General features: G+C 62.0%; 9 protein-coding genes. 4 read left to right on the top strand and 5 right to left on the bottom strand.

Going from position 1 to position 16,566, the window contains the following annotated elements; genetic code table 11:
* Positions 1-26 precede the first annotated feature (26 nt).
* From SH292x_RS19275 to SH292x_RS19290, 4 genes are all read left to right on the top strand, one after another.
* Positions 27-563, top strand: coding sequence for a TadE/TadG family type IV pilus assembly protein (locus tag SH292x_RS19275; protein WP_442482654.1), 537 nt, complete (start codon positions 27-29; stop codon positions 561-563).
* A gap of 39 nt (positions 564-602) precedes the next feature.
* Positions 603-1,100 (top strand): TadE/TadG family type IV pilus assembly protein, encoded by a 498-nt coding sequence (locus SH292x_RS19280; RefSeq protein ID WP_442482655.1) that lies wholly within the window; start codon positions 603-605, stop codon positions 1,098-1,100.
* A gap of 71 nt (positions 1,101-1,171) precedes the next feature.
* Positions 1,172-2,974, top strand: a complete 1,803-nt coding sequence (locus tag SH292x_RS19285) for a pilus assembly protein TadG-related protein (RefSeq protein WP_442482656.1) — start codon at positions 1,172-1,174, stop codon at positions 2,972-2,974.
* Positions 2,975-3,272: 298 nt separating this feature from the next.
* Complete coding sequence (locus tag SH292x_RS19290) at positions 3,273-5,114, top strand: M48 family metallopeptidase (protein ID WP_442482657.1); 1,842 nt, start codon at positions 3,273-3,275, stop codon at positions 5,112-5,114.
* Here SH292x_RS19290 and SH292x_RS19295 read toward each other — a convergent pair.
* The 5 genes from SH292x_RS19295 to SH292x_RS19315 all read right to left on the bottom strand — a co-directional run bounded on the left by SH292x_RS19295 (position 5,111) and on the right by SH292x_RS19315 (position 16,540).
* Positions 5,111-12,583: an SDR family NAD(P)-dependent oxidoreductase gene (locus SH292x_RS19295; RefSeq protein WP_442482658.1), complete on the bottom strand. Its 7,473-nt coding sequence runs from the start codon at positions 12,581-12,583 to the stop codon at positions 5,111-5,113. The genes SH292x_RS19290 and SH292x_RS19295 overlap by 4 nt on opposite strands.
* 328 nt (positions 12,584-12,911) lie before the next feature.
* Positions 12,912-13,733 carry a glycosyltransferase family 2 protein gene (locus SH292x_RS19300; protein WP_442482659.1) on the bottom strand — a complete coding sequence of 274 codons (822 nt, stop codon included), beginning with the start codon at positions 13,731-13,733 and terminating at the stop codon, positions 12,912-12,914.
* Positions 13,734-14,022: 289 nt separating this feature from the next.
* Complete coding sequence (locus SH292x_RS19305; RefSeq protein ID WP_442482660.1) at positions 14,023-14,697, bottom strand: Uma2 family endonuclease; 675 nt, start codon at positions 14,695-14,697, stop codon at positions 14,023-14,025.
* A 4-nt stretch (positions 14,698-14,701) separates the two neighbouring features.
* Positions 14,702-15,298: a hypothetical protein gene (locus SH292x_RS19310; protein ID WP_442482661.1), complete on the bottom strand. Its 597-nt coding sequence runs from the start codon at positions 15,296-15,298 to the stop codon at positions 14,702-14,704.
* Positions 15,299-15,397: 99 nt separating this feature from the next.
* Complete coding sequence (locus SH292x_RS19315; protein ID WP_442482662.1) at positions 15,398-16,540, bottom strand: Gfo/Idh/MocA family protein; 1,143 nt, start codon at positions 16,538-16,540, stop codon at positions 15,398-15,400.
* Positions 16,541-16,566 lie beyond the last annotated feature (26 nt).

Raw genomic sequence — 16,566 nt, forward strand, 5'->3', positions numbered from 1 at the left:
CTCCCACCTTTTCATTTTCCCTCCTCATGCTCGCTTTCGCTCACGGCTTCGGCGGTGGCGATTCAGCGGAACCCTCGTCCATGCACGCAGCACGCTTGCGCCCGTTTAGTAACGCTCGTCGCCGTGGAACCACGGTGGTCGAGACGGCGTTTGTGTTGCCGGTGTTTTTGATCTTTGTGTTGTCGCTGATCGAGTTTGGTCACGCCCTGATGATCAAGAACATGCTGCGCAGTGCCACGCGTTCGGGTGCTCGACTCGGTGCGACGGATGGCAATTCGTCGTCTGCGGTCGAAGCGCTCGTGAAGCAGAAGCTTGGCGCGGTGATGGACCCCGAGCTGGCCAGCGTGAGTGTGAAAAATGCTCAGGTGTACGACGGCGGAGGGACAACGCCGACCGATGGACAGGCGATCGAAGCGCTTCCCGCGATGGAAGTAGCCGACGCCGACCCGCGGCAGTTGTTCCTGGTACGGGCCCGCATCGCCTACAACGATGTGGCGCTGGTGCCGATGCCGTTTATGCAAGACGTGGTGCTTGAGGGCCAAGCCTTCATTCGCCACGAGTAATGTCCCCTTCCTTTGCTGTTGTTGCCGAGATTCTGTTTCATGTTCCATCGACCGATCACCCGTGTGTGCCACCTGTCACCGACTGGTAATCGTCGTGGAGCTGTGGCCGTTGAGTTCGCCGTGGTGGCACCGGTTTTGGTGAGCGTCATGTTCGCCATGGTGTCGCTGAATCGTGCGTTCGAGGCGCAGAATCTCCTGGCAACGGCGGCGAGGGAAGGGGCTCGTTTTGCGTCGATGGACCGCGAAGGGATGCCCACCGGCGGGCAGACTGGTAACCAGAAACTAGCCAACGACATCAAGAACTTCCTAGCCTCGAACGGCATCGACCGCGATGCGATCACCGTGGAAGTAAAGGACTTCGAGAACCCTGAAGAGGACTTCGACATCGACGACGTCGCCAACGACCTGCGGTTGTTTGAAGTCAAGGTTTCGGTGGACTATTCCGCCGTGAGCTACACCCCGGTGAATGCCAGCAGCGATTACCAGATGACGGCCAAGGTAGTTTTCCGTAACGGCCGCGCGACGCTTTCTGACTAGATGCGTTTTGTTCTCTAGCTATTCGATACGTCCCCACCCTAGACGCCACGTCCCGCCTGCCGAGTATTCCAATGAGTCGTTCGTTCGTCCCGCCGATCAGTGTGTTTCCGTTCCGCCGACAACCTGAATCGCAGCGCGGCGTGATCGTGGTCATCACGGGCTTTCTGCTGGTGCTGCTGTTTGCGTTCATGGCGCTGTCGGTGGATACGGGACGCATCGTGCTGACCGAGACGCAGATGCAGAATGCGGTGGACGCGGCGGCCCTGGCGGCTTCGCAGGAGATCGCGGCGGCGGTGCACAATGCGGGGCAGAACGGCACCAACCCGAACGTCGACCCCAACAGCATTGCAGCCGAGGCGGCCCGGGCGATGGCAGCCCAGGTGGCCGAGGCGAACGGCGTGTACATCGACCCCGAGCAAGACGTGCGGTTCGGCAAGAGGCGGTACGACGCCAATACCAACTCGTGGCCGGTCGAGTGGGGCGCGACGCCGGTGAACGTGGTGCAGGTGGTTGCGCGGCGGACGAACACCGACTCCGAAGCCCCCGATGCTCAGCTACCCGTAGCGTTTGGCTGGGCGGTCGGGCGCGACATGGTGCCGGTGCAGGCTTCGGCCACGGCGTTTGTCGAAGCTCGCGACATGGTGTTGGTGCTCGACTTCTCGGGCTCGATGAGCGACGACTCGGAACTCGGGGCCATCGGCAACTTCAGCCAGTCGGAGGTCGAGTCCGGTCTCGATCGTATCTATGGGGAGCTACTCGACTCGGGCGTGACGTGGCCGAACAACTCGCGGCCCAAGTTCCTTCCTGAGTTTGGTAACGTGAAGAGTGGCACGGGGACCTATCTCTCAAGCACCGACACCAACACGATTTTCAGCCAGCTCAAACTCGGCGAAAAGTATCCGAGTAACCACTCGCAGTACCCCAATCAACTGAAGTACCCGTATCCGCAGTCGGGGCGGTACAGCAATGGCTCGCCAAAGAACATGCCGAGCGAATCGACGAGCGCCACGCTGTGGAAAAACTACATCAACTACGTGAAGGGCATGAGCGGGCCCTACAAGCGCAAATACGGCCATCGCACGCTAGTCGACTACATGTTGCAGAACAACCAGATGAGCTGGAACGAGTCGGAGGACTTGTGGCGGACTTCGCACTACCCGTTCCACGCGGTGAAAAATGGGACGTCGCTGTTCCTCGACTTCTTGTACGACCTGGACTTTGGTGACGAGATTGGTCTGGTGAGTTACGGCACTTACGCCGTGTGGGAAACCAGCCACTCCGATGGCGAGGTATCGCTCGACACCAGTGGGAACCCCATTACGAGCGAATACAACGTCATTGATGCCATCCAGCGGCGGCACCAGGCGGGTCATTACGACATCTACACCGGCATGGGCGATGGCATGCTGAAGGCCCGCGAGATGCTGCTGGGGGCGGACAACGACCCGGCCGACGAGGGGCACGTTCGTTATGGTGCTCGTCCGACTGTCATCCTGATGACCGACGGCCAGGCGAACAAAAGCCCCGGTGGATGGAGCCTGCCGTCGAACTTCAAATGGAAGGACTGGACCGACTACAACGGCGATGGTTCGGCGGACTACTCGACCAACGACGTCCACAAGCAGTACGCGTTCTACCAAGCCACCGAGGCGATCAACCGCGGGGCGACCATCCATACGATGGCCGTCGGCGCGACGGCGGACCGCGATATCATGCGGGCGATCGCGTTCGCCGGCGATGGCGTGTTCATCAGCGTGCCGGGCGGTTCGACGGTCGCGCAGATGGAAGAGCAGATGCTGGAGGCGTTCAGCCAGATCGCAGCGAAGGTGCCTCCGGCGAAGCTGGTGTTTGAACTGGCACCGAGCACGAACTAGGAGCAAAGAGTTAGAGAGAAAGACGATCGCGGACCGATTGGCGGTCCGGCTAGAGACTTCACCTGAGAGATTGCTACACCCCGCCTGCTCGCTTCACCCCAGCGAGCAAACCCCGCTGGCCGCCGGTTGTCACCCCCAACCGGCGGCCTTCTTTTATTGGCGGCGAACGATCAGGCCGCTCCTACTTTTCTACCACCGCCCACGTTATTTCTGAGAGTTTGGGTGTCGGCGTACGGTTGGTATCTGGTATGCTTCTGCCTGCGGAGCGGACATCCTCGAACTAAGCAAGAGGTTCAACGTGGAGCAACCCAAGCCCGACTTTAGCAGCTATAGTTTCGCCAAGACGTTCGTCTTGCCGGCGGTGCTGGTGTTCTTGATTCCGGCGTTGACGCTGGCCTTCTTCTGGCACGCGCAGTCGACCTACGACGCCGCGGCGCGAAAGGCGGTGCTCGCGCAGATCGCGGCAGACCCCGAGATGACGCCTGAGCAAAAAGCCGAGGCGACGCAATTCTTCGAAGAGGTCCCCTTCTCGAAACTAATGCGCAACCCGGAGATCGCCGGCAACGAAAGCTCCGAGGTCCGCTGGGCGTACGCTAGTTTCCACTGGATGATCGTGCTGTCGATCGTTTGCATCGCCAGCGGCGTGATCGTGTTCGTGCTGGGTGGGATTTGCGTGCTGCTATCGCTACGGTCACAGCGGGCCCAGTACCTGAGCCTTTCGGCGGGGTGGCACGTGCTACGAATCTTTGGCGCGTTTCAAACGCTGGCCCAAGCCGTAATGGTCATAGCGCTTTCGTTCTGGGTGACTGCGATCTGGTTCGAAGTGTACTTCGTCAAGATCATTTTTATCGCCGGAGTGATTGCGTTGGCGGGTGTCTGGGCGGTGGTGGTGGCGATCTTTAAGAAGCCGAATACCGATTTCCACGTCGAAGGCCAAGCGATTGACGAGCAACAAGCACCCGCCCTGTGGCAAAGGCTCCGCGCGCTCTGCAGCAAGGTGGGCACCGAGCCACCCGACCAGGTAATTGCGGGGATCGACGATAACTTCTTCGTCACCGAGCATCCCGTGACCGTCGGCGACAAGGTCTACCAAGGCCGCACGTTGTACGTCAGCCTCGCGCTCCTCAAGCAGCTCGATGGCGAGGAAGCCGACGCGGTGATGGCCCACGAGATGGCGCATTTCAGCGGCCAGGACACGACGTTCTCGAAGAAAATCTCTCCGCTGCTGACGCGCTACGAGCTCTATCTGCAAGCCCTGGGATCGAACCTGCTGACGCGACCCGTGTTCTATTTCATGGCTTGTTTTCGTGGGTTGTACGAGTTGTCGCTCGGCCGGCAGAGCCGCCAGCGAGAGTTTCGCGCCGATCGCGTTGCGGCCGAGACGACTTCTCCCAAGGCGATGGTCAGCGCGCTGCTTCGAATCGCCGCCTACTCGAAGTACCGCGGCTCGATCGAGGAGAAACTGTTCGAAGAGCAGCAAGCGCTCGAGAACGCGGACATCGCGAATCGCATTGAGAGTGGCTTCCACGCCTACGCGGTGTCGTTCGCGAAGACCGAGGACCTCGCGAAGCTCGAAATGGCGCATCCGTTCGACTCGCATCCACCGACGATCCAGCGAATGGAAGCCATGGGGCTAGAGTTTGGGCCTCAGACGGCGCACTCGCATTTGCACTCCGCTGGCGACGGGCTTTGGTATCGCAACATCGCGGGAGCGGAGGAGCTCGAACGCCAGCAGTGGGACGCCTACGAAGAGCGCTTCCGTAAGTTCCATGAGGAGATGCTCGCGTACCGCTTGATGCCGCGGAACGAAACCGAACAAGCGGCGGTAGAGAAGTTCTTTCCGCCAGTTCAGTTCGCGGGCAAGAAGGGCGAGCTGGTCATCACCTACAAGACTTTGCAGTACGCGGAGTGGAAAGACGATCTCGATTGGAGCGAGGTTGCCAACTTGTCGGTCAACGACAACGTGCTGACCATCAAGTCGGCGGTGAAAGAGAAGAAGTCGCGAACGCTTAAGTTCGCCCACTTTGGCAAACAGCAGTCCGAGGTGCTCGAGGCGCTCAACAAGTACTACATCCGCCATCAAGCCGCTGACGCCTACCAGAAGGAACAAGCTGCCGCGGCGGCGGGCTCGCCAGCCTAGCGCAGTAGCTTGTCGAGAATCGCCGCCAGCTCTTGGGCTCCCTCAGCGGTCATCATCGTGAAGTGATCGCCGGTGATCGCCGTGCGTTCGATCTCTTGGCCGACGATGCTCTTCCAGCCATTGTCCTCGGGTAGCACCTGGCCGGTGATGTCTTCGAGACCGCCGGCGATGGTGGGCTGGAACAGGTGCATCGTGAGCGCGACGGGCTCGGGCATGTAGCCCTGGCTCGCACGAATCAGACCGCTGCCGACGTCTACGAGTCGCTCGACGTACTCGTCGCTGACGCTCGGTGGAAACATCCCTTGCTCGCGCGCTTGCGCGAGCGCGGCGTCAAAACGCTTATCGGCGGGGAGGCCTTCGAGCTCTTCGACAGAGACTTGGATGTTTGTCCCCGCGAAGCGATTGGTGAATCTCACCATGTCGCAGAGGAAGCGAACGTCGTCGTCGACATCGATGTTGCGATAGATGGTCGGGAGTGGGGTGTCGAACAACGCCAGGAGTTTTACCTCCTGCCCGCTCGCCATCAAGGATTCAGCCATCGCAAACGCGCTCACGCCACCGGCCGACCAGCCGGCGATGTAGTACGGTCCCTCGGGCTGCATCCGGCGCAGGGCGGCTGCGTAGTCGGCGGCCATCTGTCGCATGTCGTCGTGCGGCGGGTTGGGATCGTCCATGCCGCGGGGTCGGAACGCCACGACGGGGCGATCGATCGACAGTTGCTGCACCAACTGATGATAACAACCAACGTCGCCCGCCAGAGCGGGCAGGAGCACCAGTGGCTCGGCGAGCTTGCCGTCGCGAAGCTTCACCAGCGGATCCCAGCCGTCGGACTGCATGGTGGACGACTCGGTCACGTCGTCGCCCGTGACGAGCGCCAGCGTGTCGACGGCGAGCGAAGCAATGCTCGGCCCTTCGAGCAGCTTGGCCATCGGCAGCGTGAACGACAGTCGGCTTTCGAGGTTGTTCTTCAGCTCCAGGGCCATGAGCGAGTCGAGACCAAACGCGGTGAGGGGCTGATCGACATCGAGTTGGTCGGGCTCGAAGCTCATGATCCTGGCAAGCTCGGCCTGAATATAATCGCGAACCATCGCCACTCGGCCGCTCGCTTCGGCAGCGAACAACAGCGTACGGAACTCATGATCCACTGCCGCACCGCCCGCGTCGCCATCGCTGTGATCGGCGGCCAGGTCGTCTAGCGCGCTCAATCGACGAGAGCCAAGGAGCCGCAGCAGGGCGTCCCAGTAAACGTCCATCACGGTGGTTTGCGTGACGCCGGCGGTGGCGAGTTCGCCGAGCAGCCTCAAACTCGCCTCGGTAGGCAGTAAGTCCATGCCGCGCGATTGAATGCCCGCGTCGCGATTGGTGTCGTCAAAGGTATCGCCCGCCATGCCGCTGCCGGCCCACGGACCCCAGTTGATGCTGGTGGCGGGGAGGCCTTGGCTACGGCGATAGTGCGCGAGGGCGTCGAGCGTCGCGTTGCCCGCCGCGTAATTCGCTTGGCCCGGCGAACCGACCATCGCCGCGACGGATGAGAACAGCACGAAGAAGTCGAGTTGCATGTCGGCGGTCGCCGAGTGCAGGTTCCACGCGCCCAGTGTCTTGGGGAGCATCGCGCGGTCGAGTTGCTCCAGCGACATGTCCGCCAGCACGCCATCGGCGAGCACACCAGCGGCGTGGATCACGCCGCGGAGTGGAGGTAGTTGCTTGGGCAGTTTGGCGAGACCTGCGGTGAGTGCCGCGTAGTCGACCACGTCGGCCTGGAGCGTGTAGACCTTGGCACCTTTGGCTTCGAGCGCAGCGATGGAGGCCCGCTGCGCTTCATTCGGCTCGCGGCGGGACATCAGCACCAGGCCACCGGCCCCCTGCCCTGCCAACCAATCGGCGACCTGCAAACCCAGCCCGCCAAGACCGCCGGTGATGAGGTACGAGCCATCGCCGCGGACCAATTGCTTGCCCGCTGGAGTGGGTTTCTCGTCGGTCTTGGACGCAGCGCCTGTGATCGCGACCACCACCTTGCCGATGTTTTTTCGCTGCGACATGTAGCGGAACGCGTCGATCGTCGCGTCGAGCTCGAACCGGGTGAACAATTCGGGATGGTACGCGCCCGATTCGAAGTAGGGCATTACCTCGTCATACAACCCACGGATGTACGCCGGCCTTTGGCGAAGCATGCGGTCGAGGTCGATGGCGTGGTACGAAAGGTTGTCCTGGAACGGCAGGAGTCCGATCTTGCGGTTCTGGTAGATGTCGATCTTGCCGATTTCGAGGAACCGGCCATACGCGCGGAGGATCGAGATGCTCTTGGTGATCGCTTCGCCGGGCAGCGAGTTGAGCACCACGTCGACCCCCTCGCGATTCGTGTCGGCGAGAATCTGCTCGGCGAAATCGAGCGTGCGTGAACTGTAGACGTGCTTGACGCCCAGCGAGCGAAGGAACTCGCGCTTCTCGTCACTACCCGCGGTGGCGAACACCTCGGCACCGATTTGCTGACAGATTTGAATCGCCGCGAGACCAACGCCACCCGCGCCGGCGTGGATCAGCACGCGATCGCCCGGCTCGATCCCCGCCAGCCGAACCAAACCGTAGTAGGCGGTGAGGAACGTGATGGGGATCGTCGAGGCTTCGTCGTGCGAAATGTTCTTTGGCTTGTGGACCAGCGTGTAATCCCGCGTCGTGGCGTGCGAGGCGAAGGCGTACGGCGCGACGCCCATCACTTCGTCGCCGACCTTGAAACGATCGACACCCTCGCCCACGGCAGTGACGACACCCGAACACTCGATGCCCAGCGGGACGATCTCGTCCTTGATGCCTGGATAGAGTCCAAGGGCTTTGAGCACGTCGCTAAAGTTGAGGCCCGTGGCGTGGACGGCGAGTTCGACCTCACCGGCGGCGGGCGCACGGCGTTCGATGGGGACGTACTTCAGGGCGTCGAACGAGCCGGCGTTGGTGATGCGAAGCTGGAACGCCGAGCCGGCGGGCACACTGGTTCCGGCGTGCGTTTCGGTGGCGATCGCTTCGCGGCTTGCTCTGTCTTCTTCGAGCCTCGCGACAAGCCGCTTACCATCGCGATAAGCCACCTGGCTGTCGTTGGATTCGCCCGCGAGTTCAGCGAGCAAGTTCGCTGCATCCAGTTTCGCGGGATCGAGGTCGACCAGCGTTGGCTTGAGCTCGGTGTGCTCCACTGCTGCCACGCGAGCGAGGCCAACGAGTGGTGCTTCCGCGACTTTGACATCCTCGGCATCAGCGACTGCCTGGGCGCCTGCGGTGGCGAACCACACGCGGGGCATCTTGGACTGGCCACAACGGGCGAGTTGTTTGAGCGCGAGCAGCCCACTCGCGACACCCAGTCGCGACGACTCGGCCCAGCAAGCATTGGCATTCCCCACCGTGGGCTCGGCGATATCGAGCGACCACAGATGGACCACGCCGACCAGCGGATTGTTTTTATTGACGACTTGAGCGAGCAGCTTCTCGTAATGCGATTCGCAGAGCGGATCGATGGTGACCTGCGCCGTGCCATCGGTAAGCGATTCGAATGCGAACTCGCTGCCGCCGGGCCGGACCACGGTCACCGTTCGTCCTTCGCCCGTGAGCTGCTTTACCAAATCGGTGTGCGTGCCCTTGGCATCCGCGAACACCAACCAACCGCCTGCGGCGGGAGTGGCGTTGCCATCAAGCGGCGACTCTTTCCACGCCAGCCGGTAGAGCCAGTCGGCCGGTTCGCGCGTGGTCGATCCAGCAGCACCACGGCCGATTCGCTGCACCCGCGCGGCGAGCATCTCGACCAGCACGCGGCCGTCGGCGTCGACGAGGAACACATCGCTGGTGACCGTCTCGGGGCTGGGGCGATCGTCGTCCGAGCGACGCACCGCGTAGCAGTACACTGGCTTGTCGAGCGAGTGAATCGGCTCGATCACCCGGACTTGCCCCACCGCCACGGGCATGTACGTGTAGGGACTGTAGTCGCCGTTTTCTTCCAGCGGAACGGTCGACGCCAGCGTTTGCAGGCACGCATCGCCCAGCACCGGATGCAGCTTGTACTTGGCGAGTTCCGCCACGACGGCTTCGTTGGCCTCGATCGGCGCGAGGGCTTCGGTCGGCGTGCGGAGGACGTCGCCGAGCACTTGAAACTGCGGACCGTAAGCCAGTCCACGATCGGCGACGATCTTGTAGAACTCGTCGCGTGTCTTGGGATCGATCCCGCGCTCGCGGACCGCCTGCAAATCGATCGGCGTCGTTGCTGTGGTCGCTGGCAGTTGCGACTCGTGCAGAAGCGTTGCCGTGGCGTGCAGGTGCCAATCGGGTTTGTCCGCGTTGTTCTTATCGGTATCCATGGCCGAGCTGTAACTCTCCATTTCCGATCGGCCACCGGCTTCGGGCTCGGCGGTCACTTGCACAAGCCGGGCACCCTCCTCGGCAAGGAACATGGCCGCCTGTACCGAAACGTCGCGAATGCCGTGCTGGCCATCTCCAAACGTCGCGGCAGCGGCGGCGAGACCCTGCTCGATGAACGCGGCGGCGGGGACGACGATCGAACCCTGCACCTGATGGTCGGCGAGGTAACTCGGCGAGTGGGCGTCGATCACGGTTTCGTAGACCGCGCTCGACCACACGCTACGCACGCGACTTCCCAACAGGGGATGCCCGCCACCGCTGCGCCGCTTGGTGGTGGAGCCCGAAGTGCTGTTTTCGAGGTCGAACCAGAAGCGATCGCGATGGAACGGGTAGTTCGGCAGCAGTAGCCGCTTCGCGCCTGGTCGCGCATCGTGTGCTCGCCAATCGATGCGTCCGCCGGCCGTGTAGAGCTCGGCGACGGCTTGAGCCATCGTCAGGTCGGCGGGTTGGCCTTTGCGAAGCGATGCGATGTTCGCCCCTTCGAAGTTCGGCAAGCAGCGCTTCGCCATGCCCAAGAGGCTTGCTGAGGGACCGACTTCGAGCAGGATGCTCGCCTTGGCCTTGGCGACTCGCTCCACGCCATCGACGAAACGGACGGCGCTACGAACATGATCGCGCCAGTAACGCGCGGTCGGTGCCTCGGTCATCACCTGGCCGGTGAGGTTCGACACTAGGTTGATTCTGGGCGGCTGAAAGTCGATGCCGGCGGCGAAGTCCTCGAACGCGTCGAGCATCTCGTCCATCAGAGGCGAATGGAAGGCGTGCGAAACGACAAGCCGCTGCAAGCCAACACCAGCCGCTTCGAACTCAGCCACCAATTGATCGACCACGTCGGCGTCGCCCGAGATCACGGTGTTCTCGGGGCCATTCACCGCGGCGATCGCAACGAGTCGTTCCTTGCCTGCTAGCCGCTCGGCGACCTGCGATTCGGGGGCAAAGATCACCGCCATCTTGCCCGGCTTCGACACCTGCTGCATCAGCCGAGCCCGCTCGCTGATCAGGCCCAGGCCCTCATTGAGCGTCATGCAGCCCGCAAGCGTGGCGGCGACGTACTCGCCGACGCTGTGCCCCAGCAGGATGCTCGGCTCGATACCCCACGACTGCCACAACCGCGCGACGGCGTACTCGATGGCGAACAGGGCGGGCTGCGTGAAGACCGTCTCGTTCACCAGCTCGGCATCGGCTTCATTGGTGGGATACAAAATCGACAGCAGCGACTCGCTCAGTCCCGTGCGGAGGATTTCGTCGCACTCGTCGATCACATCGCGAAACACGGGCTCGGTGAGGTAGAGCTCACGCCCCATCTGCGCGTACTGAGCCCCCTGCCCTGTGAAGAGCATGGCGATCTTCGGCCGGGCGATGCCTTTGACTTGTCCCCGCTTGACCGTGGGGCTGACGTTGCCTGTGGCGAGTTGCGCGAGCGCCTTGTCGAGCGACTCGCGCGAGGTACACGCGATGGCCGCGCGATGGTTGAAATCGGATCGCCCGCTATTCGCTGAGAAGCAGATATCCGCGAGTGGCGTCTCGGGATTCTCGGCGAGATAGGTCACTAGCGCGGCGGCTTGTCGCTCGACGCTGTCCGCGGTTCGGCCCGAGAGCTTCAGCACTTGGCACTCGCGAGGCTCTGCCGCCAACGGATCGACTGCGAGCGCGCCATTACGGATGCTCGCGGCGCGAGGCTCCGCAGCGGTCGGCGCGGGAGGGGCTTCGATGACGAGGTGCGTGTTCGTACCACCAAACCCGAACGAACTAACACCCGCAATCCTTCGCCCCGAGCCCGCGGGCCATGGCGTATGCTCGGTAGGCACACTGATTCGCGATCCCTCCAGCGAAATATGGGGATTGAGCGATTCGAGATAAAGCTGCGGCGCGATGGTTTCGTGCTGCATCAACAGCACCGCTTTGATCAAGCCCGCCGCGCCTGAAACCGTTTCGGTGTGGCCAATGTTCGCCTTGACGCTGGTTACTTGCACGGGGCGTTCGGAGTCGCTCGTGCGTTTGAAGATCTCGGTGAGCGCCTGCATCTCGATCGGATCGCCCAGCGGAGTACCCGTCCCATGAGCCTCAATGTACGAGACATCCGCCGCGGTGATGCCGGCTTGCGCGTGGGCGGCGCGAATGCACTCCTGCTGTGACTGGCCATTCGGGGCGCTGATGCCCGAAGTTCTTCCGTCTTGGTTCACGCTCGTCGCGCGGATCACGGCGAGCACCTGGTCGCCATCGCGCTCGGCATCCGCCAGCCGCTTGAGCAGCACGAGCCCGCAACCCTCGCCACGGACGTAACCGTTCGCGCCGGCGTCGAACGGTCGGCACTTCCCCTCGGGTGAGAGCATCCGAGCCTTCGAAAACGCGATGGTTGTCTCGGGCGTGATGATGGCGTTCACGCCACCAGCGATGGCGGCCGTGCACTCACGGCGGCGCAGACTCTCGACGGCCAAGTGAATGGCGAGCGACGCGCTGGAGCACGCGGTGTCGACTGCGGCACTGGGGCCATGCAGATCGAAGATGTACGAGATGCGATTCGCGGCGATGGAGAGCGCGTTGCCCGTACCGACGTGGGCGTCGATGTGGTGGTAGTAGTCGGCGTACTGCGAGGGGACCTTGGCGTAGTCGGCCGCCCCGATTCCGACGTACACAGCGGTCTTGGTGCCGGCGAGCTGGTCGGCGGAGATGCCACTGTTCTCCATCGCTTCCCACGCGACTTCCAGCAGCAGCCGCTGCTGGGGGTCCATTCGTGCCGCTTCGCGCGGTGCGATGCCAAAGAACTGGGGATCGAACTTGTCGATGTCGTCGACGAAGCCACCCCACTTGGTGAACATCTTGCCCGACTGGGTGCCGGTGGGATCGTACAGCTCGTCGAGGTCCCAGCGATCAGCGGGCACTTCGCTCACCGCGGCGATCCCCTCGTTGATCACCCGCCAGTACTCGGCCAAATTCCGCGCACCGGCGAACCGGCACGACATGCCCACGATGGCGATCGGTTCGGCCTGGGGTTTCTGACCAGCAAGTCGCTGCTCGAGCAGTTGGCGCTGGGCGGGCGACAGGTTCGCCATTCGTTGGGCTAAGTCGGACATCTACAGGCTGGTACTTTGTCTAAGTTCAAAAGCAGCAAGTGGCAAAGCACTCGTGCTTTGGCTGCGTGCAGTTTTGGAGTCAACGCTGTCATCTGATCAGCCGGACCGACGACAATGGATGCCGCTCCCTCGTCCGCGCAACCCATTAGAATACGGCATTTAGTGGCCCCGTTTCAACCCATACGAAGGAGAAACGCGCAGGGAGAGCCACGCCCAAGTGCTTGGTAGATAGGGAGTTACGTCGCGAAATACGTAGTAGCCGGGCTCGCAAGAGTTCGGGTGGTACTCAAACACAGCCCGAACTCTTGCAAGTCCGGCTACGGAAAGCCTACGCCGCGCGGCGGATGGCTGGCGGTGTGGCCAGGTTGTCGTGGTTCGTTTCCTTGCGCTGCGCCGACTTGGTGCGGCTGTTGTGCAGTTCCCACAGTTTGGCGTACTTCGACAGGTTGTAGTACGCGACAATGCCGCACCACATCAGTCCCGGCGTGCCATCGAGAATGCCGAGACGGCCGAAGTAGAACTGCACGAACTTAAGCGGCGGCCGAAGTGCCATGCCCCAGAAGCCAACACGCTTCCCGGCTTCGAACGCATCGAGCGCGGCCCATGAAGAGTAGCGATTCTGAGTCTGCAGGAACCGGTTCAGGCACTGGCACGTGTGGTGCTGCAACTTGCCGGTAAGCATGCCGAGCTTACCCGGCTCGACGATGATGTCGGCGTGCACCCGGCGTGGCTGGTAGCGCAACTCGCGGCGGAACAATCGCGTGCAGGTGGCACTCTGGGCACCCGAGTAACGCAGCCGATGACCCAGCATGTAGGTGTCGCGCTTCACGGCGAACGCCTCGCACTTACCCGGCGACGCCAGTGCCTTGCCAACGCTGAGCGCCACTTCGGGCGTCGCCCGTTCGTCGGCGTCGAGCAAGAAGACCCACTCGTGCTGGGCTTGGGGAATTGCCCAGTTCTTGAAGTCCGCGCTGTTGACGTACTCGCGTTCGATCACCCGCACACCGGGCATCTCGCGAATGAGTTCGAGCGTGCCATCCGTCGAACCCGAATCGGCCACCAGAATCTCGTCGGCGAAATCCCGCACCGAGTCGATGCAGTCGAGAATGTTATGACGCTCGTCTTTGCAGGGAATGAGGACGGTAAGCATGGGAAGAGTGGGGCTAAGGGCTGGAGGCCAGCGTCAGGGGAATTGGGGGCTGGGACCGTAGCAAATCCCCGCAAGCTCGCCCACATCAGTTGGGGTGCTAGCAGATTTAGTCCCCTCTCGCCGACCCGGGTGAGGGTCTGGGGGAGGGGACGGTGCGCAATCAGCCACCTTCCTGATCAAGGAAAGCTTTGCCCGCGAATTACGCGGAAATTCGCGAATGAAGGAACGGACATGGCTTTAGCCCGGAACGGGCGCGACATGTCAGCCGAGGCACCGCCCTGGATGGCTTTTACCGGGACTTCAACTCGTACTGCCACCAGCCAACTTGATCGAGATGCCGGGTGAGTTGGAACTCAAGGCCGAAAACCTGGGAGCGATGCCAGCCATCGACTGCAGGCACCTGGGCGTAGGACGCCGGAGTCCAGCGGAGGAGTTGAAAGACAATCTCTTCTTCCCGGGCATCAAGTATCCAGTACTCAGGGATGCCAGCCGCGTGATAGGCCGTCCGGAGCACCTCGGTATCCTTCTCAACGGACGAGTCGCTGACGATCTCGCATACCCAATCGGGGGTGCCGACGAGCGCAGTGTGCAGACCCTTCTTTTCGGATGGGACCACAAGGCGACCTGCCTTGATAGTCTCCCATGTGGCGAACATCGCGTCAGGCTCATTGGCGACTTGGGCACGGTCGTGCTGCAGTCCCGAGCCATCCGGAAAATAGCGTCCCAACTTCCGGGAGCGGTTAATACCGTCGAGTGTGAAGTTTAACTCTTGCTTAAGGACCGCATGCGAGTCCATTCGTTCGGGGCTCATGTCGAAATACAGTTCCCCCTGAAAGTAAACGACCTTGCCGTGCTCGGGATAGCCGTCCGACTCGGCCCAGTCGCGGTACTTCGCCAGCGTCATCCCGGTGGCGGGGACGTGAAACGAGCAATCGTAGACGCTATTGAGGCTGACGGTCGACATGCTTCTATTCTACCACACCCCCCACGGCAGTGTCGTCCTTGAATTCCCTCCGTACCGGCAACATCGCCACCCAGCCGGCGACGAGGCCTATCACAATAGCGAACATCGAGTGGAAGGCGCGGGCGGCCCAGGTTTCTTGGGGGAGGACGAACGGGATCGACTGAGCGTTTCGGTGAACCGCGTTTCCCATTGCATCGGCCTCCATCCACATCATGACCGCACCCCGCTGCCGCGCACGCAACTTCAGTACTTGATCACTTGACTGGAAATCTCTACCCACGTAGACCGTCTTGTCGATCTCTGCGAATGCTACGCTGGAGAGCAGTCTCGATCCGATTCGTTCATCGATTCCGGGCAAATACAGCACTCCCATGTAGGCCAATCCAGCTAGGCTGAACGCCAATAGGTACCGCCGCCGCAGTCCGTTGGACACCACTGCCCGAACGAGCCCCAGCGAAAGCACCACAACCGCCACGGTGAACCCAAAGCTCGCCGCCCAGACCGAGGGCTGCACCGTCGCGTAGACGACGAACGCCACCGTCGCGGTGCCGATGAGTAGCGTAGCGAGTCGGAAGCGGAAGGGGTCGTTAGCTTGAGGCATGATGAGCTTGGGGCATGGGGGTGCGTGTAAATGGCAAGTCACCACGGCCCTTACGGGCCCCGCTCGCTAGCTTACAGCCTATAGCCTATAGCTTACCGCCTAGTACTCCACGTCGACCCACTGCTTCGCCTTGCTGCTCTTGACCATCGCTTCGCAGATCGCGATTTCATTGTGGCCGTCGAGGAAGGTCGAGAAGTCGCCACCGGGGCGATTGCCGGCGAGGTAGCCGTAGATGTTGCGGAACAGGTTCTTCGGTCCGTCGGGCCAGGCTTCGTTGTGGCCGCCGGGATAGTGGGCGTAGTCCTTCGCCTCGTCGTGCATCAGGCTTGCGTCTTTGAGCATCACTTCGTTCGGCTTGTCGCGGCGTCCGATCCACAGTTCGTTGGGATTCTGTTGATCCCATGCCAGCGAGGCGTTCGAGCCATCGATCTCGAACCGCAGGCGGTTCTTCTGGCCTGCTGCGCACTGGCTGACGGTCATCACGCCGTGCGAGCCGTTGTCGAACTCCAACAGCACACTAGCGTAGTCCTCGGTGTGGATCGGCATCGCTTCGTACTCACCGGGTTGCAGTTCGCGGCCCGAATAGGTTTGCATCTCGACGGTTGGTTTCTTCCGCTCAGGGTGAATCGTCACCAAGTCGGCCATCACGCGCTTAATCTTCAGGCCCGTGACAAACTGCACGATGTCGCACCAGTGGCTGCCAATGTCGGCGATGGCCCGCGACTCGCCCGACATCTCGGGGACCAGCCGCCAGTTCCAGTCGGTGTCCTTGAGCAGCCAGTCTTGCAGGTAGCTGCCATGCACGGTGAACACTCGGCCGATGTCTCCCTTGGCTACCATCTGCTTGGCCTGCTGCACCAAAGGCATGAAGCGATAGTTGAAGTTGATGGCGTTCATCACGCCGGTCTCTTCGGCAATTTTCACCAGCTCGCGCGACTCAGTGGAGTTCATCGCCAGGGGCTTCTCGCTCACCACGTGCTTGCTGGCCTGCATGATCGCCTTGTTCATCTCGAAGTGCAGGTGATTCGGCGTGCAGTTATGCACCACCTGCACCTGCGGATCGGCCAGCAGTTCGCGGTAGTCGCCGTAGGCCTTGGGAATGGAGAGCTCGCGGGCCTTCTGCTCCGCCAGCTCCTGCGTCCGCTCCGAAACGGCAATCACTTCAACAAACCCCAGCCGACGAATCGCCTCGACGTGCGCGGGGCCAATAAAACCAGTACCGATAATGGCAGCTTTAATCATGGAAGTATCGAGGGTTCAGTATTCAG

This window comes from Aeoliella fuhlenseeensis (assembly GCF_052161615.1).
Taxonomy (GTDB): Bacteria; Planctomycetota; Planctomycetia; order Pirellulales; family Lacipirellulaceae; genus Aeoliella.